This is a genomic window from Caulobacter sp. SSI4214 (assembly GCF_012184455.1).
Taxonomy (GTDB): domain Bacteria; phylum Pseudomonadota; class Alphaproteobacteria; order Caulobacterales; family Caulobacteraceae; genus Caulobacter; species Caulobacter vibrioides_E.
In genome coordinates, this window is sequence record NZ_SZWJ01000073.1 from 1 (window position 1) to 20,925 (window position 20,925).

Consider the following 20,925-nt stretch of genomic DNA (forward strand, 5'->3'; position numbering starts at 1 on the left):
CGTCTGGCGGCTGTCGGGCTTGCTGCGCGGCCAGCGCGACGGCGTGGCGACGCCCGCGACGATCCCGGCCGGCGCGCCGGTGGTGATGCTGGACGAGGCGGTGGTCCCGATGGAGGTCGCCGCCTTCGAGCGCGGGACGCCACTCATGGTGCGCGCCGCGCCGGCCGGAGGTCCGCCCTCGGGTCCGGCCATGACCGAGGCGGCGGCGGCCTGGACGGCGCGCGCCCTGCGGCCCCTGGCGCCCGCCCACGTCCGGACGCGGTGGATCGGCGACGACTTCCGCGTGACCTGGATCCGCCGCGCCCGCCTGGGCGGCGACGTCTGGGACGGCGAGGTCCCGAGCGAGGCCGGGGCCGACCGCTTCCGCGTCCGGGTGCTGGACGGCGAGGCGGTGCTGATGGATGTCGAGATGACCGGGCCGGCCTTTGTCTACGCCGCCGCCGCCCGCGCGGCCCACGCGCCGTCGCCCGCCGCCCGCGTCGAGATCCGCCAGGGCTCGGCCCTGTACGGCTGGGGAAGCGCCGCGACGACAGGTCTGTGGTAAATTTATCACATGGGGCCTTGCGCGCCGCGCTGGACGTTCTAGATGGAGGGCGTTACGCAACCCCACAGTTTTCCAGAGGACCTTCCTTGGCGCGCGACCCCTATCAGGAACTCGGCGTTTCCCGCACCGCGAGCGCGGACGAGATCCGCAAGGCGTTCCGCAAGCTCGCCAAGCAGTATCATCCGGACACCAATCCCGGGGACAAGAAGGCCGAGGAGCGCTTCAAGCAGGTCAGCGCGGCCTTCGACATCCTGGGCGACGCGGAAAAGCGCAAGAAGTTCGACCTGGGCCAGATCGACGCCGACGGTCGCGAGACCATGCGCGGCTTTGGCGGGCAGCCGGGCAACGGCCCGTTCAGCGCCAGCGGCGGCTTTGGACGCGGCGGCTTCCGCACGGACGACAGCCCCGACATCGACCTGTCGGAAATCCTGGGCGGCATGTTCCGTAGCGGCGGCGGGGCCGGCCCCTTCGGCGGCGGAGGCGGCGGGTTCTCGACGCGCGGCTCGGACGTGCGCGCGCGGCTGGACATCGACCTGGAGGAATCCATCAAGGGCGGCAAGAAGCGCGTGGCCTTCTCGGACGGCCGCACGATTGACGTCACCATCCCGGTGGGCGCCCAGGAGGGGCAGACCCTGCGCCTGAAGGGCCAGGGCAGCCCCGGCCGAGGCGGTCCCGGCGACGCGCTGATCGAGCTGGCGGTCAAGCCGCACCCCATCTATCGCCGCGAGGGCGACATCCTGGTCATGGACCTGCCGATCTCGGTGCCCGACGCGGTGCTGGGCGGCAAGGTCGAGGCGCCGACGCCGGATGGCAATGTCATGCTGAACGTGCCCAAGGGCAGCAACAGCGGCCAGTCCCTGCGCCTGAAGGGGCGGGGTCTTTCCGACGCCAAGGGCAAGCGCGGCGACCTGCTGGCCCGCCTGGTGGTGACCCTGCCCGACACGGTCGACCAGGACCTGGAAAAGTTCGCCGAGGCCTGGCGGGCCCAGAAGCCTTACACGCCCAAGCGCAAGTAAGACCGGGCGGCTTCAGCCGATCCCGGGAAGGTCCGCCGCCGTCGCCGCGATCACCGCGCCCGAACGGATCAGGGCGCTGGCCGCCTCCATGTCCGGATGGAAATGCCGATCGTCCGCGAGGGGCGGGACCTGGCCGCGCGCCAGGGCGCGCACGGCCTCCAGCGCCGCGCTGGACGTCAGCGGCGCGTGGAAGTCGCAGCCCTGCGCGGCGGCCAGCAGCTCGATCCCGAGCACCGCCGTGGCGTTCTCGACCATGTCCAGCAGGCGCCGCGCGCCGTGGGCGGCCATCGAGACGTGGTCCTCCTGGTTGGCCGAGGTCGGGATCGAATCGACGCTGGCCGGATAGGCCTTCTGCTTGTTCTCCGACACCAGGGCGGCGGCGGTGACCTGCGGGATCATGAAGCCGGAGTTCAGGCCTGGCTTGGGCGTGAGGAAGGCCGGCAGGCCCGACAGCGCCGGATCGACCAGCATGGCCACGCGGCGCTCGGCGATCGAGCCGATCTCGCAGACGGCCAGGGCGATGATGTCGGCGGCGAAGGCGACCGGCTCGGCGTGGAAATTGCCGCCGGACAGGGCCTCGTCGGCTTCCGGGAAGATGAGGGGATTGTCCGAGACGCCGTTGGCCTCGATCGCCAGGGTCGCGGCGGCCTGGCGCAGGATGTCCAGCGCCGCGCCCATCACCTGCGGCTGGCAGCGCAGGCAGTAGGGATCCTGCACGCGCTCGTCGGCCTTCAGATGCGAGGCGCGGATCGCCGAGCCGGCCATCAGCGCGCGCAGGGCCGCGGCGGTCTCGATCTGGCCGGCGTGGCGGCGCAGGGCGTGGATGCGCGGATCGAACGGCGTGTCCGAGCCCTTGGCCGCCTCGGTCGACAGCGCGCCGGTGACCAGGGCCGACTGGAACAGGCGCTCGGCCTCGAACAGGCCCGCCAGGGCGTTGGCGGTCGAGAACTGGGTGCCGTTCAGCAGGGCCAGGCCTTCCTTCGGCCCCAGGGTCAAGGGCGTCAGGCCCGCCGCCGCCAGGGCCTGGGCGGCCGGCAGGCGCGCGCCGCCGACGAAGATCTCGCCGACCCCGATCATCGTCGCGGCCATGTGCGACAGCGGCGCCAGGTCGCCCGAGGCGCCGACCGATCCCTGACAGGGGACCACCGGCGTCAGGTCCTGGGCCAGCATCGCCTCCAGCATCCGCGCGGTCTCGACCCGGACGCCCGAGGCGCCCTGCGCCAGGCTGGCCAGCTTCAGGGCCATCATCAGCCGGACCACCGGGACCGGGGAGGGCGCGCCGACGCCGGCGGCGTGGGACAGCACGATGTTGCGCTGCAGGGTCTCGAGGTCCGCGTCGCCGATGCGGACGCTGGCCAGCTTTCCAAAGCCCGTATTGATCCCATAGACCGGCTCGCCCTTGGCCAGGATGCGCGCGACGGCGGCCGCGCTGGCCGCGATCGCCGGCCAGGCCTCCGGCGCCAGGCGCGGCGTCGCCCCGCGATAGATCGCCTTCCAGTCGGCCAGCGGCGTGGCGCCGGGAATCAGGACCAGGGACGACGGTTCGACGTGAGACATGGATCAAGCTTTCGGGCGCCGAGGAGGGACGAAGCGGGCCCGAGGCGGATTTGCCCCTTTTGAAGCCCGGCGTCGAGGGCGCCGAGCCGACGGACGGCCGAAATCGAGATAGCCCGCGTTCTGCTTTCGGCGATTTCGGGTGGTTTCGACCAACCGCGCTTGAGTTCGACCGACGAACCCGGGATGCCCCTGGCGTTCCGCCTCGGGGTCGGCTTATCTCCCGCCCAAACCGGAGGACTCCCATGGACCTGCACGCGCTCACCGTCCCGACCTACGTCAACATGATGAAGGGCCTGATCGGCCAGCTTTCCAAGGGCGAGGCCTTCGCCGCCGAGACCGGCCTGGCGCCGGCCGACTTGATCGGCGCGCGCCTGGCGCCGGACATGTTCCCGCTGTCGACCCAGGTGCGCTTCGTCTGCGTGCAGGCCAGCGACCTCTTGCGCCACCTGACCGGCGCCGACTCGTTCGCGCCGGCCGAGGACGCGACCGACTTCGACGGCCTGCGCGCCCAGCTGACCGACGCCATCGCCCGGCTCGAGGCCGCGCCGGCCTCGGCGCTGGACGCGGCCAAGGACAAGGCGGTCGAGCTGAAGCTGCCCAACGGCATGGCGTTCGACATGACCGGCGAGCAGTTCGTCCGCGACTGGGGCTTCGCCCAGGTCTATTTCCACCTGACGACCGCCTACGCGATCCTGCGGCACAAGGGCGTTCCGCTGGGCAAGGCCGACTGGGTGCCGCACATGTTCGCCTACATCCGTCCGGGCACGCTGCCGGGCGGGTGAGTGGCGGAAAACGAGGGAAGCACGCAAATCCTGGTGGCGGGGGGCGGGATCGAACCGCCGACCTGTGGGTTATGAATCCACCGCTCTAACCATCTGAGCTACCCAGCCAGACCAGGAGGCGCGGCTTATAGGCGAGAAGCGCGCGGGATTTCAAGCGGCCGCGTCATCGGCGGCTGAAGAGGACCAGCGCGGCCACGCCCGACGCCAGCATGACGGCCGTGCTGATCCGGTAGAATCCGACGTTTGTCCTGAGCGAGCTCGGCAGGCCGGCCGTCGAGCCCCACAGGAGGTTCAGGCTGGGCGCGGGGCGTAGCGAAACCTCGGGGAGGTCCAGGCGGCGGTCGTCCTGGCGTTTGCCGGTGTCGCGCAGGTATCGCGCCTCGCGCTCGATGGTCAGCTTGAGCGCGTATTGCACAAGGGCGGAGCCGAACGCCGCGATGACGACCAGAATCTTGATCAGCGCCATTGCTAGTCCGCCACGATCGCCGCCGTCACCGCCCCCAGCGCCTTGACCGCGTCGGCGGGCGCCAGCCTCACCTGCAAGCCGCGCTGGCCGCCGTTGAGGAAGACATAGGGCTCGGCGAGGGCGGCCGCCTCCATCACCGTGGGCAGGCGCTTCTTCTGGCCGAAGGGACTGACGCCGCCGACCTTGTAGCCGGTGATCCGTTCGGCGTCCGGGACCGGGGCCATGACCGCCGACTTGCCCTTCAGGGCGGCGGCCAGTTTCTTCATGCTGACCTCCTTGTCCGAGGGCAGGATGGCGCAGGCGGGCTTGCCGTCCAGCAGGACGATCAGGGTCTTGAGCACCCGGCGCGGGTCCTCGCCCAGCGCCTCGGCGGCCTGCAGGCCCACGCGCTCGGCGCCCGGATCGTAGTCATACGTATGCAGGTCGAACGCGACGCCGGCCTTGGCGAGTGCGATCGTGGCGGGCGTGCTCTTGGACATGGTCAGCGTGATACCCAAGTGCCCCCTGTCTTGGAAAGCGCTCCCTGTCTTGTCATGGGCCCGCGTTGGAATACGGATAGACGATGACGCCTCTCGATCGACGGACCTTGCTGCGCGGCGCCCTGGGGCTGAGCGCGGCCGGGCTGCTGCCGGGCTGGGCGATGGCGGCTCAGGGCGGCCGATCGCCCGAGGCGTTGTCGGGCGACGAGATCAAGCTGACCGTCGGCCATACGATGGCCAGCATCGACGGCCGAAAGGGCCACGCCGTCGCGGTCAACGGCACGATCCCCGGTCCGCTGATCCGCCTGAAGGAGGGCCAGCGCGTCCGGCTGGCGGTGACCAACACGCTGGACGAGGAGACCTCGATCCACTGGCACGGCCTCTTGGTGCCGTTCGCCATGGACGGGGTGCCGGGTGTCAGCTTTCCGGGGATCAAGCCGGGCGAGACCTTCACCTACGATTTCCCGGTGCGCCAGAGCGGGACCTACTGGTGGCACAGCCATTCGGGCCTGCAGGAGCAGGTCGGCCACTATGGCCCGATCATCATCGACCCGGCGGGCGAGGACCCCATCCCCTATGACCGCGAGCACGTGGTGGTGCTGTCGGACTGGAGCTTCCTGCATCCGCACCAGTTGATCCGCAAGCTGAAGGCCCAGTCCGGCTATTTCAATCACCAGAAGCAGACCGTGGCCGGCCTGCTGAAGGGCCAGGACCAACCGCTGAAGGACCGCGTGGAATGGGCCCGGATGCGGATGGATCCCACCGACATCCTGGACGTCACGGGTTCGACCTACACCTATCTCGTCAATGGCCACGGGCCGGGCGACAACTGGACGGGTCTGTTCGCGCCGGGCGAGCGGGTGCGGCTGCGCTTCATCAACGCCGGGGCCATGACCATCTTCAACGTCCGGATCCCGGGCCTGTCGCTGGAGGTCGTCGCCGCCGACGGTCAGCCGGTCAACCCGCTGACGGTCGACGAATTCCAGATCGCCCCCGCCGAGACCTTCGACGTGATCGTGCGGCCGACCCAGGACAAGGCGTTCACCCTGGTCGCCGAGGCCTCCGACCGCTCCGGCCTGGCCCGCGCCACCCTGGCGCCGCGCCCCGGCATGACCGCCCCGGTCCCGCCGCTTCGCGAGCGCCCCCTGGCGACCATGAAGGACATGGGCATGGGGAACATGGGCGCGATGGGGCATGGCGGCATGGACATGCCGGGCATGGACATGTCGATGCGGTCCCAGGCCAACGCGCCGAACCTGCCGCTGACGCCGGGCGTCCAGACGGTCTCGCCGATGCCCCTGGACCGGCTCTCCGAACCGCCCCAGGGCCTGGAGGACGTCGGTCATCCGGTGCTGACCTATGGCGCTCTGGCCAGCCCGCATCCGCCGACCGACACACGGTCGCCGGGGCGGACCGTCGAGATCCACCTGACCGGCAACATGGAGCGCTTCATGTGGGCGTTCGACGGCCAGGCGTTCGGACCGCTGAAAAAGCCGATCGCCTTCCGCCGGAATGAGCGGGTGCGGGTGGTGCTGATCAACGACACCATGATGGCCCACCCGATCCACCTGCACGGCCATTTCTTCGAGCTGGTCAACGGGCAAGAGCGGCCGCCGCTGAAGCACACGGTCAATGTCGCGCCGGGCGGCAAGGTCGCCTTCGACCTGACGGCCAGCGAGCCGGGGGACTGGGCCTTCCACTGTCACCTGCTGCTGCACATGCACGCCGGGATGTTCAACGTCGTCACCGTGCGGCCGCTGGACGGAGAGGCCTGATGCTCTTCGTCGACCCGCCCGCGCAGCACGCTGGCCACGACATGCCGTCCATGGCGACGCCGGCGGCGCCCGCCGACCAGACCCAGCCGCCGCCGATCCCGACCGACCACGCGGCCGAGCGGGTCTATTCGCCGGCCGCCATGGCCGCCGCCCGCGCCCAACTGATGAAGGAGCACGGCGGCGTCAACGCCTGGACCGTTCGCCTCGACCAGCTGGAATATCGCGCCCGCGACGGCGCCGACGGCCAAAGCGTCGAGGGCGAGGCCTGGTGGGGCGGCGACGCTTCCCACTGGGTGGTCAAGGCGCGGGGCGAGCGCGCGGACCACAACGAGAAGGGCGATGGGGGCTGGGAACGCGGCGAGGCCCAGGTGCTGAAGGCCTGGCCGGCGGGGCCCTACTTCGATCTCCAGGCCGGCGTCCGCTACGACCTGGTCCGCCAAGGCGGCGGCCGGGGGCGAAGCTACGCCACGGTCGGCTTCGAGGGCCTGGCGCCCTACTGGATCAAGCTGGACGGGGCGGTGTTTCTGTCCGACCGGGGCAAGGTCTCGTCGCGGGCGCAGAGCGCCTATGACCTGCGCCTGACCCAGAAGCTGATCCTGCAGCCGCGCGTCGAGGCCGACCTGGCCGAGGCGGGCGCGGGGCGGCTGGAGGGCGGCCTGAGGCTGCGCTACGAGATCACGCGGGAATTCGCGCCCTATGTCGGCCTGGTGCGCGAGCGGACCTTCGGCGCGCTGACGCCGATCGGCGAGCGGGCCGCGAGCACCGCCTTCGTCATCGGCGTCCGCGCGTGGCGGTGACCGCGCCCGGCGCGGCGGGGGCTTGTCGCGCGCTCGAGCCTGGCCCAACATTCGTTTGAGCGGCCGCCACCCCTCCCGACGGACGGAGCCCAGAGAAGCGGCCGCCAGGCGAGGGAGTGGCGTGGATGGCGGACGCGATCGATTTCGACCGCATGAGGACCCTGGGCGACGTCGCCCGCTATCATGCCGAGGCGCGGCCGGACGCCGTGGCCTTGGTGTTCGAGGGGCGGGAGACCAGCTTCGCCGACTTCGACCGCCACACCAATCAGGTGGCCAACGCCCTGATCGCGGCGGGCCTCAAGGTCGGCGACCGCGTCGCCTATGTCGGCAAGAACAGCGACCACTATTTCGAGCTGTTGATCGGCGCGGCCAAGGCGGGGGTCGTGACCACGCCGATCGGCTGGCGCCTGGCCGCGCCCGAGATCGCCTATATCGTCGGCGACAGCGAGGCCAAGCTGGTCTTCGTTGGTCCGGAGCTGATCGGCCATGTCGAGGCGGTGGCGGCCGAGCTGACCCATCGTCCCGTGGTGATCGCCATGGAAGCGGACGGCGCCGGCGAGCACCGGACCTTCGAGGCCTGGCGCGACGCCCAGCCGGACACGGATCCGATGACGCCGATCAAGACCTCCGACATCGCCATCCAGCTCTACACCTCGGGCACCACCGGTCGGCCCAAGGGCGCGATGCTGACCCACGACAACATGCTGGCCATGCGCCGCGAGGCCGCGCTGAGGCCGCTGGACTGGAACCAGTGGGGTCCCGACGACGTCAGCCTGGTGGCGATGCCCGTGGCCCATATCGGCGGCACCGGATGGGGCCTCGTGGGCCTCTTCAACGGCGCCAAGGGCGTGGTGGCTCGCGAGTTCGACCCGACCAAGGTGCTGGACTTCATCGAGAAGGATCGCGTCTCGAAGATGTTCATGGTGCCGGCGGCGCTTCAGATCGTGGTGCGGCTGCCCCGGGCCCGCGAGGTCGACTATTCGCGCCTGTCGCACATCCTGTATGGCGCGGCGCCGATCCCGCTGGACCTGCTGCGCGAGTGCATGGAGGTGTTCGGCTGCGGCTTCGTCCAGCAGTACGGCATGACCGAGACGACCGGCACGGTGGTCTATCTGCCGCCCGAGGACCATGACCCGGCCGGCAACACGCGCATGAGGGCGGCGGGCCTGCCGATGCCGGGCGTCGAGATCAAGGTGATCGACGAGGCCGGGAACAGCGTGCCGGCCGGGACGGTGGGCGAGGTGGCGATCCGCTCTCTGGCCAACATGGCCGGCTACTGGAAGCTGGACGAGGCGACGAAGAAGACCATCGACGCCGACGGCTGGCTGCGCACCGGCGACGCCGGCTACCTGGACGAGGACGGCTACCTCTTCATCCACGACAGGGTGAAGGACATGATCATCTCGGGCGGCGAGAACATCTATCCGGCCGAGGTCGAGAGCGCCGTCTATGGCCACCCGCACGTGGCCGAGGTGGCGGTGATCGGCGTCCCCGACGACAAGTGGGGCGAGGCCGTCAAGGCGGTGGTCGCGCCCAAGCCCGGTGTCACGCCGGACGCCGCCGACATTATCGCCTTCGCCCGGTCGCGGATCGCCGGCTTCAAGGCGCCCAAGAGCGTGGACTTCGTGCCGGCCCTGCCGCGCAACGCCTCGGGCAAGATCCTGCGACGCGAACTGCGCGCGCCCTATTGGGAAGGCCGCGAGCGGCAGGTGAACTGAGAGTTCGGATCCTCCCCCGCGTCGCGGGGGAGGTGGCCCAGAGGGCCGGAGGGGGCAAGCTGGACATCGGTCGCGTCGGCCCCCTCAGTCACTTCGTGACAGCTCCCCCGCGACGCGGGGGAGCATCACGCTCTAAATGTTTGATTTAGGGCCGCTACTCGACGAACGCTTCGACCGACTCCCGCGTGCCCAGCAGGAACGCGTCGGCCACCAGGGTCAGCGGGCGGGCGTCGACCTCGGACTCGCGGCGCGCGATCAGGGTCGCGAACCGGTCGTAGAGCCCCGGATACTCCCGGTTCTCGCCGACCTCGACCGGCTGGCCGTCGAGGGTCAGTTCGGCGCCGCCCATCGACAGCTTCAGGACGCCGTCGTCGGTCCGTGCCGTCAGGTCCCAGGTCTGGGGGCCGGTCTGCAGGAAGTCCAGATCGGCCGTGATCCGCGCGCCGTCGAGATTGGTCATGTCGACATGGGCGGCGACCGGCGACTGGACGTTTTCGGGCACCTGCAGCGTCGCGCCGGTGACGAACGCCTCGGTCGGCAGGATCTCGGTCAGGATCGACAGGGCGTTGATGGCCGGGTCGAAGACGCCCAGGCCGCCGGCCTCCCAGATCCAGGTCTGGCCCGGATGCCAGCGGCGGACGTCCTCGCGCCATTCGATCGCGACCTCGCGGACGCGGCGGGTCGAGAGCCAGGCCTTGGCGGGGGCCACGCCGGCGGCGAAGCGCGAGTGCCAGCTGGTGAACAGGACGACGCCCTGGGCGCGAGCGACGGCGGCGAGCTCGGCCACCTCGCCGACGCTGGCGCCGGGGGGCTTTTCCAGGAAGACGTGCTTGCCCGCGCGCAGGGCGGCCAGGGCGGTCTCGCGCCGGGCCTGGGGCGGCGTGCATAGCGCCACGGCGTCCAACGCCGGCCCCTGGGCGAGCATTTCCTCGATGTCGTGGAAGACCGGCAGGACCCCGAGGTCGGGCTTGGTCCGGCTGGCGGCGGCGACCAGCCGATAGCGCGCGTCGGCGGCCAGGGCGGGGATGTGCTGGTCACGGGCGATCTTGCCCACGCCGACGAGGCCGATCCGGATCACGCTGTTTCCTCCCGCGCGGCTGTCAGCGCCGCAGCGGCCTAATTATAGTATAAATGCGGGCGCGCAAGCCGGCGCGCAAGAAAAGGGAGCGCGGCCCGAGGGCGGCGCTCCCGAGAAGGGAAGAGATTTAAGGGTCCGGGAGCAGGGGAAAGGCGCTCCCGCCCCCTTTACCGGCCCGGCGACACGGGCAGGCTCCGGGCCGCCAGGCTGACCTGGGCGGTGGAGGACAGAGCCCGGGACGAGGCGCCCAGGGCGATTTCATACTGGCCAGCCGCGATCGACCAGCCGTGGGCCTTGCCGTCCCAGACGGCCAGCAGGCGCGGATCGATCGTCAGGACGACATGCTGGCTGGCGCCGGGGGCGAGGGCCACCTTCTGGAAGCCCGCCAGGCGCTTGGGCGCTTCCCAGGTCGCGCCATTGGCCCCGGCCTTCGGCGAGACATAGACCTGGGGCACGTCCTTGCCGGCGCGGGGGCCCACGTTCTTGACGTCGAAACTGACCGTGACCTTGTCGCCGACCGCGGCGGCCTTGAGGTTCGAATAGGCGAACCGGCTGTAGGACAGGCCGTGGCCGAACGGGAACAGCGGCTGGATCCGCTTCAGGTCGTACCACTTGTAGCCGACGGCCGCGCCTTCGATCGAATAGTCGACGTCGAACGGCTGGTCCTTGGCCTTGTCCAGGCCGTCCAGCTTGGGACGCGGCAGGTCGGCTTCGCTCCGGGGGAAGCTGACCGGCAGGCGGCCCGAGGCGTCGACCTCGCCCGACAGCACGCGAGCGATCGCCTCGCCGCCGGCCGTGCCCGGGTACCAGGCCTCGACCACGGCGCCGACCTTGTCGAGCCACGGCATCAGCACCGGGCCGCCGGTGGTCAGGACCACGACCGTCTTGCGGTTCGCCGAGGCGACGGCGTCGATCGTGGCGTCCTGGTTCTTGGGCAGCGCCAGGGTGTGGACGTCCTCCGACTCGGTGGTCCACTGGTCGGCGAAGACCAGGGCGACGTCGCTGGCCGCGGCCAGCTTGGCGGCGCGGGCGGGATCGGTCCCGTCGTCATAGACCACCTTCGCCCCCGGATAGCGCTTGGCCAGGGCCTTCAGCGGCGAGGAGGGATAGTAGATCACCGGGCCCGGCCAGGTCGCGGGCGTCAGGCCCTTCACCGCGCGTCCGCCGACCGGATAAACCTGGGACGAGCCGCCGCCCGACAGCACGCCGACGTCGGCGTGGCCGCCGATCACGGCGATGGTCCTGGCAGTCTTGGCCAGGGGCAGCAGGCCGCCATCGTTCTTCAGGAGGACGATGGCTTCCTCGGCGTCGGCCTGGGTGATCTTGGCGTGGGCCGCCAGCATCGCGGCCGGCAGGTCGTTGGTCGCGGGCTTGGTCACCGGGTGATCGACCGCGCCGCTGGCGAACAGGGCGCGCAGCACCCGGCGGGCCATGTCGTCGATCCGGGCCTGACTGACGGCGCCGGCGGCGAGGTCGGCCTTCAGCGGCGCGCCGAAGAAGGGCTGCTTGTCGAAGGCTTCGCCGGCCGATTCCTGGTCGAGACCGGCATTGGCCGCCTTGGCCGACGAGTGGTCGGCGCCCCAGTCCGACATGACATAACCCTTGTAGCCCCAGTCCTTCTTCAGGACTGTGTTCAGCAGCCAGTCGTTCTCGCAGGCGTAGTCGCCGTTGACGCGGTTGTAGGCGCACATCACCGAGTGCGGGTCCGAGCGCTCGATGGCGAACTGGAAGGCCAGCAGGTCGGAGGTCCGCGCCTCGGCGTCGCCGATGTTGGAGCTGACCACGAAGCGGCCGGTCTCCTGGGCGTTGAGGGCGTAGTGCTTGATGGTCGAGACGATGTGGTTGGACTGGATGCCGCGGATCTGGGCGGCGACCATGGTCCCGGCCAGCCAGGGATCCTCGCCGCCATATTCGAAGTTCCGGCCGTTGCGCGGCTCGCGCATCAGGTTGATCCCGCCGGCCAGCTGGACGTTGAAGCCGGACGCCCGCGCCTCGGCGCCGATCATCGCGCCGCCCTTGAAGGCCAGTTCGGGATTCCAGGTGGCGGCGGTGGCCAGGCCCGAGGGCAGGGCGGTGCGCGGGCGCAGGTCCTGGTGGCTGCCCTGGGTGGCCACGCCGACGCCCGCGTCGGTCTGCCACTGGCCCGGAAGCCCCAGGCGCGGCACGCCGGCGACATAGCCGGCCGAGGCGTCCAGCGAGGCGGCGGGCCGGGCGTACCTCGGCTTCATGTCCGAGCCGAAATAGCCGAAGATGACCGTGAACTTCTCGTCGTTGGTCATCGCCTTCAGGACGAGGTCGGCGCGGCGGTCCGGCGACAGTTTCGGGTTCAGCCAGGGATGCGCGGGCTGGCTCGCCTTCGGCGGGGCCTTCGGGGCGGCGGGCTTGGCGGCCTGGGCGTAGGCCGGGCTCGCGATCAGGGCCGAGGCGCCGATCAGCAGCGCCAGTCGCGGGCCGCGCCAGTTCGTCCGGGTCATGTTTCCTCCGTCGTCTTCTTCTTGCGCCCCGCGCGGCTTCGGACCGGGTCGGGGGAGGGGTTCAAGTCTTGCGTCGAGGCGGCGCGCCGCTTCGGACCGGACCGGTGGACTCGCGCACCACAAGGCTGTGTCGCGCGAGGAAGGGGGTATTGGTCTTGCCCGCGCCCTCGTTGACGCTCCACGCGCCCAGGGTCTGCAGCGCGCGCAGGGCCATCTGCTCGAAGGGCTGGCGGATCGTGGTCAGCGACGGCCAGATCACCCCGGCGATCGGCGCGTCGTCGAAGCCGACGACCGAGAGGTCGTCGGGAATCCGCAGGCCGCGCCGCTGGGCTTCCATGCAGGTGGCGGCGGCCATGTCGTCATTGGCGGCGAAGATCGCGGTCGGCGGCTCGTCCAGCTCCAGCAGGCGCCTGGCCGCTTCGAGACCCGTCTTGAAGGTGAACTCGCCCTGCACGATCAGCTCGGGTCCGGGGCGCGGCAGGCCGGCGGCGGCGTAGGCCTCGAAGAAGCCGTTGCGGCGCAGGGTGCTGGCCACGTGATCGGGATGGCCGGCGATGTGGCCGATGCGGGTGTGTCCCAGCGAGAACAGGTGCTCGACCACCTCGCGGGCGGCGGCGCGGTCGTCCATGGCGAAGGCCGGGAACTGCGGGTCCGGCGTGGTGGGCGAGATCAGCACGCAGCGCACGTCGAGCTCGCGCATCAGGGCCTTCATCGGCCCGAAATCGCACTCGGGCGGCAGCAGGATCATCTCGCGAATCCCGCTGTCCTCGACGAAGGCGCGGATGCGGTCGTCCCAGCCGGGAATGGGGCCTTCCGACAGGTCGACCGAAAGATGGCGGCCCGTCTCGACGCAAGCCAGCAGCAGGGCGTGGTGAACGCGGGTGTGGTAGCCGCCCGACGGATCGCCCATCAGCACGCCCACCGACCCCGAACCGCGCGCGCGCAGGCTGCGGGCCACGGCGTTGGGCTGGTAGTCGAGATCCTTCATGGCCGCGCGGACGCGGTCGCGCGTCCTGGCGCTGACGCTGTCGTGATCGTTGAGGACGCGAGACACGGTCTTGGGCGAAACGCCCGCCCGTTCGGCCACGTCGTTGATCGTCGTCATGGATTCTACCCGCGTCTCGCCGCTCGAGCCTGGCGCACGCCATCACTCCACGGCGACGCCCGCAAGACCGCGAACGTCCGAAGCCATAAAGGATGCTGTCCCGCTTGTCATGTGCCAAGACAATATCGGGTCAAATATGAACGGACATAGAGACAATTTAGGACATTTTCGGGAAGCCTCGACGGTCAGGGCTTGGCGTTCCAAGCGCGGGCGCGGGCGCGGACAGGCATTGTGTCCATATTGAAAGTTAGCGCTATCAGTCGCGGCGCGATGGAAGATTCGGTCAATTTATACAACAAGATAATGTTTTCAGGTCTGAGACAAATCGCCTGCCGGGAGCGCTTCTCGTGTCTCCCGTGGCGTTCGCTCGCCGCGAAAAGGCTGCCTCCTGGAAAATGACAACGTTGACATTTTCGTTGACTTGGTTGGGACATATGCGAAATGTGACGGCGTTCGGGGAAGGCGTGGGGCCGGAATCGGACGTCCGGCGCCGGGTCGTCCGGAGATGGACAAGGCGGGACATCCGCCCGTCCCGCTCCGTCGAGCCTTCGCCTTCGCCCTCGACATCCGCCGACAAGAGCGGCGGCGCGAGGCGCGAGCGGTCAACAAGAACGAACTATTGGGGAGCGAGGAATTGTCACAGGAAGCAAGGAAAGCCGCGTTCAAGCGTGGCCTGACGCTGGCGCTCGTCGCCGGCGCGTCGCAGCTGGCGCTGGCCAGCGGCGCCTTCGCCCAGACGGGCGGCAACGACACCCAGGTCGAAGAGATCGTCGTCACCGGCGTTCGCGGATCGCAGCTGAAGTCGGTCGACATCAAGCGCAAGGAAACCGCGCTGGTCGACGCGATCTCGGCCGAGGACATCGGCAAGCTGCCCGACGTCACCATCGCCGACTCGCTGCAGCGCATTTCGGGCGTGCAGATCCAGCGTGACGCCGGCGAAGGCAAGACGGTCAATATCCGGGGTCTGGCCCAGGTCATCACCCTGCTGAACGGCGAGCAGTACCTCAGCGCCGGCAACATGGGCTCGGCCCAGCCGAACCTGCTGGACGTGCCCTCGCAGCTGATGAACCAGGTGCTGGTCTACAAGTCGACCAATCCGCTGAACCCCCTGTCGGGCATCTCGGGCACGATCGACCTGAAGACCCGCCGTCCGTTCCAGTTCGGCGAAGGCTTCAGCCTGGCGGGCGCGGCCGAGGGCCAGCGCGGCGACCGCACCAAGGACAACGACTACCTGCTGAACGGCGTCGTCAACTGGCGCAACGATCGCGTCGGCCTGATGCTGTCGGCCGCCGGCAGCAAGGCCAATCTGGGCGACAACTCGTCGGGCGCCGTGGGCCTGTCGGGCAATAACGACTGGGGCGGCTCGGCCCCGAACAACTTCGTCTCGCCGCACGGCTACGAGAGCTTCAACCGCGTCGTCGAGCGCAAGCGCCTGGGCGTCAACGCCTCGTTCGAAGCCAAGCTGGGCGAGGGCTTCACCCTGATCGCCGAGGGCTTCTACGCCAAGCTGGATGAATACAATCGCGGCGCCGGCATCAACATCTCCAACCGCTGGGACGGCGGCGCCTTCGGGGTCTGGAACCCGCCGACCGTGTTCCAGAACGCCGGCGTGAAGAGCCCGGGCAACGGGATGCCTTGGCTGGCCGTCCAGCAGTATGACATCAATGCCTGGTGGGTGAACTCCTTCACCGTCAACCGCACGACCAAGTCGAACTCGAAGAACTACAACCTCGAGCTCAACTACGACAACGGCGGTCCCTTCACCTCGGAGGTGCGTGCCATCCGCGCCAACGGCCACCGTCTGAGCATGAACGGCCAGGTGCAGGGCGACCTGTCGAACTGGCAGTACGCCGACGGCCGCTTCAACCTGTTCCGCGACCCGAACGACCGCACCCGCGGTCCGTTCTATCCGAAGGGCATCTGCGACCAGTATCCGGCCAGCCAGCGCAGCAATTCCGTCGTCGGCAGCGCCGGCGGCTGCTATCTGAACCCGAACCCGCTGGGCTACGGCGCCAACCCGCAGCTGCACTACGACATCAGCGGCGATCATCCGGTCTGGAGCGGCTTCGACCGTCCGCTGGTCGGAGGCCTGGGGGCCGGCAAGTCCCTCAAGGACTACATGGCCAACAAGGACAGCTACGCCGTCGCGGCCTTCTCGTCGGAAGGCAATAACGAGGTCAACTCGGACATGAACGTGTTCCGGGCGGACGGCCATTATCGTTTCGACGACAAGCTGCTGGGCTTCATCACCAAGGTCGACGGCGGCGTTCGGTTCAGCGACCGCTCGGTCAGCGTCGAGCAGTTCCACCTGTTCTCGAACTTCTACGGCGGCACGCCGGGCGCGGTGCAGGCCAATGGCCAGCCGGTGCCGGCCTCGGGCTGCGAGGCCCAGTGGAAGGCCATCGACGTCGTGATGAACCAGAACCAGTGCCAGGCGGGCGAGTTCGTGCCCGATCCAGTCACGGGCAAGCCGGTGTTCCAGGGCTATACGGTCAACAAGCCGACCAAGCTCGGGACCTACAACAACCTGATCTGGGTGAATAACCTGGGCGGCGTCACCTCCGGCATTCCGGGCTTCTGGGCGGTCGATCCGCGCGACTTCGACAATGTCGAGGCCTTCCACAAGAAGGTGTTCGGCGGCGCGATCCGCGAGATCGTTCCTGGCCAGACCTACGACGTGACTCTGAAGGAGCAGAGCGCCTATGGCGCCTTCAACTTCGCGCTGGGCAATCTGCACGGCGACGTCGGCCTGCATGTCATCGAGACCAAGCTTACGGTGAAGCAGAACCTGACCGGCGACACCCGCAACTACGGCGACACCAACGCCGACGCGGGCGATCAGGTCACCTCGCGCAAGTACACCGACTGGCTGCCGTCGCTGAACGCGGTCTACGACCTGGACGACCACTGGAAGTTCCGCTTCGCCTACGCCAAGACCATGCAGCCGCTCGACCTGGGCAGCTATGGCGGCGGCCTGAAGATCAACACCGCCGACTGCGGCGCGGCCCTGCCGAACGTCCGTTGCGTGACCAGCGCCAACGCCGACGGCAACCCGAACCTGGATCCCTGGCGCTCGTCCAACTTCGACGGCGCGGTGGAATACTATTTCGGGCGCGCCTCGATGCTGAACATCTCGGCGTTCCAGCTGAAGATCGACAGCTTCGTCACCGGCGGCCAGACCACCGGCCGCTTCCCCGACCAGGACGGCGTCATCCGCCGCACGGTCAATGTAAGCCTGCCCATCCAGGGCGACGGCGGCTCGGTGAAGGGTCTGGAAGTCGGGGCCAAGGTGGCGTTCAGCGACGTCATCCCGGACGTGCGGCTGCTGTCGAACTTCGGCGTCGACACCAACTACACCTACTCGCCCAGCCACGAGAGCCGCAAGGACCTGACCGGCAGCGAGATCCCGTTCTTCGACAACTCCAAGCACCAGTTCAACCTGGTGGGCTGGTATCAGGACCAGAAGCTGCAGGCGCGGGTGGCCTACAACTACCGCACCGATCGCCTGTCCGGCACGATGGGCGGCGGCGGCGACGCGGTCATCCCGATCATGCAGAAGGCCACCGGCTATGTGGACGTGAACGTCAGCTACAACGTTCGCGACAACGTCACCGTCTACTTCAACGGGTCGAACGTCACCGGCGAAATCGAGAACTACTATCTGCGGTTCGCCCCCGGAAAGACCCAGTACGCCAACCAGAACGAGTTCGAGCCCCGCTACACGCTGGGCATCCGGGCTCGCTGGTAGCGCCTCCCCGTCACCTCCTGCTGGCCGCCGTGGAAGCCCCACGGCGGCGCTTTTTCGCGGGAGGCGGGCTGTCCGATGCTGGCGTGAGCCGTTAGCGTTGGGCAGCCGGACGACAAGAGACCGGGTGGGAGCGTTCGATGGGTGAAGGCAGGATCCAGAAGCTGGTGATCGTCGGCGGCGGGACCGCCGGCTGGATGGCCGCCGCCGCCCTGCGCCGGCACTTCCAGGGCGGACCGCTGGAGATCACCCTGGTCGAAAGCGCCGAGATCGGCGCGATCGGGGTGGGCGAGGCGACCATTCCCACCATTCGCGGCTTCTATCGGTCGTTGGGCCTGTCCGACGCCGAGGTGATGCGGGCGACGCAGGCGACCTGCAAGCTGGGCATCCGCTTCAACGGCTGGCTGCGCGAGGGCGAAAGCTTCATCCATCCGTTCGGCCATTTCGGCCAGGACCTGAACGGCGTGCCGTTCCACCACTATTGGCGAAAACTGGCGGACGGCGGCGAGCCGACCGACATCGCCGACTATTCGCTGGGCGCGTCGCTGGCCAGGGCCGGCAAGTTTATGCCGCCGCCGCGCGATCCGGCCTCGACGGTCTCGGTGTACGACTGGGCGCTGCATTTTGACGCCGGCCTGTTCGGCCAGCTGATGCGCCGGGTAGCCGAGGACAACGGCGTGCGCCGGATCGACGCCCGGATCGTCAAGGTCAATCTGAGACCCGACGACGGCCGCGTCGCCTCGCTGGACCTGTCGAACGGCCAGACTCTGGAGGGCGATCTCTTCATCGACTGTTCGGGCTTCCGGGGTCTCCTGATCGAGGAGGCGCTGGGGACCGGCTACGAGGACTGGAGCGACCTGCTGTTCTGCGACCGGGCCTGGGCCGTGCAGAGCGAGGGCGTCGGCGAGCCCATGCCGTACACGGACGTCACGGCCCATGCGGCCGGATGGCGCTGGCGGATCCCGCTGCGCCATCGCTATGGCAACGGCTATGTCTACGCGTCCCGCTATATCAGCGACGAGGACGCCTTGGCCGAGCTGAAGGCCGCCGTGCCCGACGCCCTGCTGCACGAGCCGCGCCGGATCACCTTCACCCCGGGCCGTCGCAAGAAGGTCTGGAACAAGAACGTCATCGCGCTGGGCCTGGCGTCCGGCTTCCTCGAACCGCTAGAAAGCACCTCGATCGCCCTGATCGAGACAGGCATCGAGAAGATCAAGGCGCTGTTTCCGGACCGCGACCTCGCGCCCGAGCTGGCCGACGAGTTCAACGACTGGTCGCGCCGCGAGATGGAGCGGGTGCGCGACTTCATCATCCTGCACTATTGGGCCAATCGGCGGGGCGACACGGCGTTCTGGCGCGACTGCAACGCCGTCGCCTTGCCCGATGATCTCAAGCGCAAGGTCCAGCTGTTCGTCCAGCGCGGCCACTTCGTGCGCTATCGCTGGGAGATGTTCGCGCCGACCAGCTGGATGGCGATCTATGCCGGCTTCGAGCTGCTGCCCCAGGGGATCGACCCGGCGCTGGACGGCGTCGACGCCAAGGCGCTGGGCCCGCCGCTGGCCCGGATGCGCCAGGCCGTTCGCGAGGCCGTCGCCTCGGCCCCGACCCACGGCGCCTTCCTCGACCAATTCTCCCGCCCGGCCGCCATGACGGCGGCGCGCTAGGACATGACGATGAGCCACGCCAACCCCAACGCCATCCGTAAGATCGTCATCGTCGGCGGCGGCTCGGCCGGCTGGATCACGGCGGCGATGCTCAGCCACTATTTCCAGAACGGCGGCTGCCAAGTCGAGCTGGTGGAGTCCGAGGAGATCGGCACGATCGGCGTGGGCGAGTCGACCATCCCGCCGTTCCTGCAATTGATCGCCAGCCTGGGCATCGACGAGCGCGCCTTCATTCAGGCCACCCAGGCGAGCTTCAAGCTGGGTATCCGCTTCGAGGACTGGAAGCTGAAGGGCCAGCACTACTACCACCCCTTCGGCGCCATCGGCGGCCCGATCGGTCCGCACGAGTTCTATCAGTGCTGGCTGCGGGCCAAGGCCAACGGCCATCCTTCGGAGCTGCAGGACTTCGCGCCGGGGACGGTCATGGCCGACCAGTGGAAGTTCATGCTGCCGTTCCGCGCCCAGCGCTCGTTGATCTCGGGCGCCAGCTACGCCCTGCATGTCGACGCGCGGCTGGTCGCCAAGTTCCTGCGCGACTTCGCCGAGGCGCGCGGCGTCAAGCGCACCGAAGGCATCGTCACCGACGTCGTCACCCGTCCGGACGGCGCGGTCGCCAAGGTCGTGATGAAGGACGGCCGCGAGGTCGAGGGCGATCTCTTCATCGACTGCTCGGGCTTCCGCGCCTTGCTGATCGGCAAGACCCTGAACGCGCCGTTCGACGACTGGTCGGACATGCTGCTGTGCGACCGCGCGGTGGTGGTGCAGACCCAGAACGTCGGCGATCCGCATCCCTTCACCCTGTCCAGGGCCGAGGACGCCGGCTGGCGCTGGCGCATCCCGCTGCAGCACCGGGCCGGCAACGGCTACGTCTTCAGCAGCCGCCATCTCGGCGACGACGAGGCCCGCGCCACACTGGTGAGGAATCTCCAGGGACCGGCGCTGATGGAGCCGATGTTCATCCCGTTCAAGACCGGCGTGCGCCGCCGCCTGTGGGACAAGAACGTCGTGGCCGTGGGCCTGGCGGGAGGCTTTATCGAACCGCTGGAGTCGACGGCCCTGCACCTGATCTATCGCGGCGTGGACTTCCTGCTGCGCTTCTTCCCCGACCGCGACTTCGATCCGACCCTGGCCGCCGAATACAATCGGCGCATGGTCGCCGACTATGAAGAGATCCGCGACTTCATCGTGCTGCACTACTGCACGACCCAGCGCGACGACACGCCGTTCTGGCGCGACGTCCGCCGGGCGCCGATCCCCGAGAGCCTGAAGGAACGCATGGCGCTCTTCCAGGCCCACGGGGGGCTGCGCGAAGGGGTCGACGAGATGTTCCGCAACCCGTCCTGGCAGTCGATCATGGAGGGCATGGGCGTGCGCCCGCGCCGCTACCAGCAGCTGGTCGACACCGCGCCCTACGCGGTGATCGCCCAGACCCTGGACCAGTCGAAGCCGATGCTGGCCGCCGAGGTCGCCGGCCTGCCCAGCCACGGACAGTTCCTGGCCCAGAACTGCCCCGCGCCGCCGCCGGAGGCCGCGGCGGCGCCGTTCAAGACCGTGGCCTGAGGGGGTCTAGACACCCAGCAAGGTCGCCGCCTCGTCCAGCCCGCGCTTGCGGGCCGCGTCGGCCGCGGTGTCGCCCTTGTCGTTGCGCGCGCGCCGGTCCGCCCCGCGCGCCAGCAGGAGGCGCGCCGTCGCCACCGCGTCCTCCTCGTTGCAGGGGCCGGAAGC

14 protein-coding genes, 1 tRNA gene and 1 pseudogene are annotated in these 20,925 nt (G+C 69.3%); 9 read left to right on the forward strand and 7 right to left on the reverse strand.

Annotated elements, in window-relative coordinates; translation table 11 throughout:
- Together FCU40_RS17445 and FCU40_RS17450 are read left to right on the forward strand one after the other, a co-directional pair.
- Window positions 1–544: pseudogene (locus FCU40_RS17445) on the forward strand (hypothetical protein); the annotation flags it as partial.
- Window positions 545–630: 86 nt separating this feature from the next.
- Window positions 631–1,560 carry a J domain-containing protein gene (locus FCU40_RS17450; protein WP_168076633.1) on the forward strand — a complete coding sequence of 310 codons (930 nt, stop codon included), beginning with the start codon at window positions 631–633 and terminating at the stop codon, window positions 1,558–1,560.
- 12 nt (window positions 1,561–1,572) lie between these two features.
- Here FCU40_RS17450 and hutH read toward each other — a convergent pair whose 3' ends face one another.
- Window positions 1,573–3,117 (reverse strand): histidine ammonia-lyase, encoded by a 1,545-nt coding sequence (hutH, locus tag FCU40_RS17455; RefSeq protein WP_168076635.1) that lies wholly within the window; start codon window positions 3,115–3,117, stop codon window positions 1,573–1,575.
- 242 nt (window positions 3,118–3,359) lie between these two features.
- Between hutH and FCU40_RS17460 the strand changes: the two genes are divergently transcribed.
- On the forward strand, window positions 3,360–3,899 hold the full coding sequence (locus tag FCU40_RS17460) for a DUF1993 domain-containing protein (protein WP_168076637.1): 540 nt from the start codon (window positions 3,360–3,362) through the stop codon (window positions 3,897–3,899).
- A gap of 31 nt (window positions 3,900–3,930) precedes the next feature.
- Here FCU40_RS17460 and FCU40_RS17465 read toward each other — a convergent pair.
- From FCU40_RS17465 to ybaK, 3 genes are all read right to left on the reverse strand, one after another.
- Window positions 3,931–4,007 (reverse strand) — tRNA-Met (locus FCU40_RS17465).
- Between the two features lie 55 nt (window positions 4,008–4,062).
- Window positions 4,063–4,365 carry a hypothetical protein gene (locus FCU40_RS17470; RefSeq protein ID WP_168076639.1) on the reverse strand — a complete coding sequence of 101 codons (303 nt, stop codon included), beginning with the start codon at window positions 4,363–4,365 and terminating at the stop codon, window positions 4,063–4,065.
- Between the two features lie 2 nt (window positions 4,366–4,367).
- Window positions 4,368–4,844 carry a Cys-tRNA(Pro) deacylase gene (gene ybaK / locus FCU40_RS17475; protein ID WP_168076655.1) on the reverse strand — a complete coding sequence of 159 codons (477 nt, stop codon included), beginning with the start codon at window positions 4,842–4,844 and terminating at the stop codon, window positions 4,368–4,370.
- Window positions 4,845–4,927: 83 nt separating this feature from the next.
- On the opposite strand from ybaK, the gene FCU40_RS17480 reads away from it, so the two are divergent.
- The 3 genes from FCU40_RS17480 (at window position 4,928) to FCU40_RS17490 (ending at window position 9,134) form a co-directional block, all read left to right on the forward strand.
- Window positions 4,928–6,619, forward strand: coding sequence for a copper resistance system multicopper oxidase (locus FCU40_RS17480; RefSeq protein ID WP_168076641.1), 1,692 nt, complete (start codon window positions 4,928–4,930; stop codon window positions 6,617–6,619).
- Window positions 6,619–7,416 (forward strand): copper resistance protein B, encoded by a 798-nt coding sequence (locus FCU40_RS17485; protein WP_168076643.1) that lies wholly within the window; start codon window positions 6,619–6,621, stop codon window positions 7,414–7,416. The genes FCU40_RS17480 and FCU40_RS17485 overlap by 1 nt, the downstream gene beginning before the upstream one ends.
- Before the next feature lie 125 nt (window positions 7,417–7,541).
- Entirely contained in the window at window positions 7,542–9,134 is a 1,593-nt protein-coding gene (locus tag FCU40_RS17490) for a fatty acid--CoA ligase (RefSeq protein ID WP_168076645.1), read from the forward strand.
- A gap of 154 nt (window positions 9,135–9,288) precedes the next feature.
- Here FCU40_RS17490 and FCU40_RS17495 read toward each other — a convergent pair whose 3' ends face one another.
- The 3 genes from FCU40_RS17495 to FCU40_RS17505 form a co-directional block, all read right to left on the reverse strand.
- Window positions 9,289–10,212 carry a Gfo/Idh/MocA family oxidoreductase gene (locus tag FCU40_RS17495; protein WP_168076647.1) on the reverse strand — a complete coding sequence of 308 codons (924 nt, stop codon included), beginning with the start codon at window positions 10,210–10,212 and terminating at the stop codon, window positions 9,289–9,291.
- Window positions 10,213–10,379: 167 nt separating this feature from the next.
- Window positions 10,380–12,686 (reverse strand): beta-glucosidase, encoded by a 2,307-nt coding sequence (locus FCU40_RS17500; protein ID WP_168076649.1) that lies wholly within the window; start codon window positions 12,684–12,686, stop codon window positions 10,380–10,382.
- Between the two features lie 61 nt (window positions 12,687–12,747).
- The gene (locus tag FCU40_RS17505) at window positions 12,748–13,791 is read right to left on the reverse strand and encodes a LacI family DNA-binding transcriptional regulator (protein ID WP_004622706.1); all 1,044 of its coding nucleotides are present in this window, start codon (window positions 13,789–13,791) and stop codon (window positions 12,748–12,750) included.
- Window positions 13,792–14,425: 634 nt separating this feature from the next.
- Between FCU40_RS17505 and FCU40_RS17510 the strand changes: the two genes are divergently transcribed.
- The 3 genes from FCU40_RS17510 to FCU40_RS17520 all read left to right on the forward strand — a co-directional run bounded on the left by FCU40_RS17510 (window position 14,426) and on the right by FCU40_RS17520 (window position 20,760).
- The gene (locus FCU40_RS17510) at window positions 14,426–17,539 is read left to right on the forward strand and encodes a TonB-dependent receptor (protein WP_168076650.1); all 3,114 of its coding nucleotides are present in this window, start codon (window positions 14,426–14,428) and stop codon (window positions 17,537–17,539) included.
- 137 nt (window positions 17,540–17,676) lie between these two features.
- Complete coding sequence (locus FCU40_RS17515; protein WP_168076651.1) at window positions 17,677–19,200, forward strand: tryptophan halogenase family protein; 1,524 nt, start codon at window positions 17,677–17,679, stop codon at window positions 19,198–19,200.
- A gap of 3 nt (window positions 19,201–19,203) precedes the next feature.
- Window positions 19,204–20,760, forward strand: a complete 1,557-nt coding sequence (locus FCU40_RS17520) for a tryptophan halogenase family protein (protein WP_168076652.1) — start codon at window positions 19,204–19,206, stop codon at window positions 20,758–20,760.
- Window positions 20,761–20,925 lie beyond the last annotated feature (165 nt).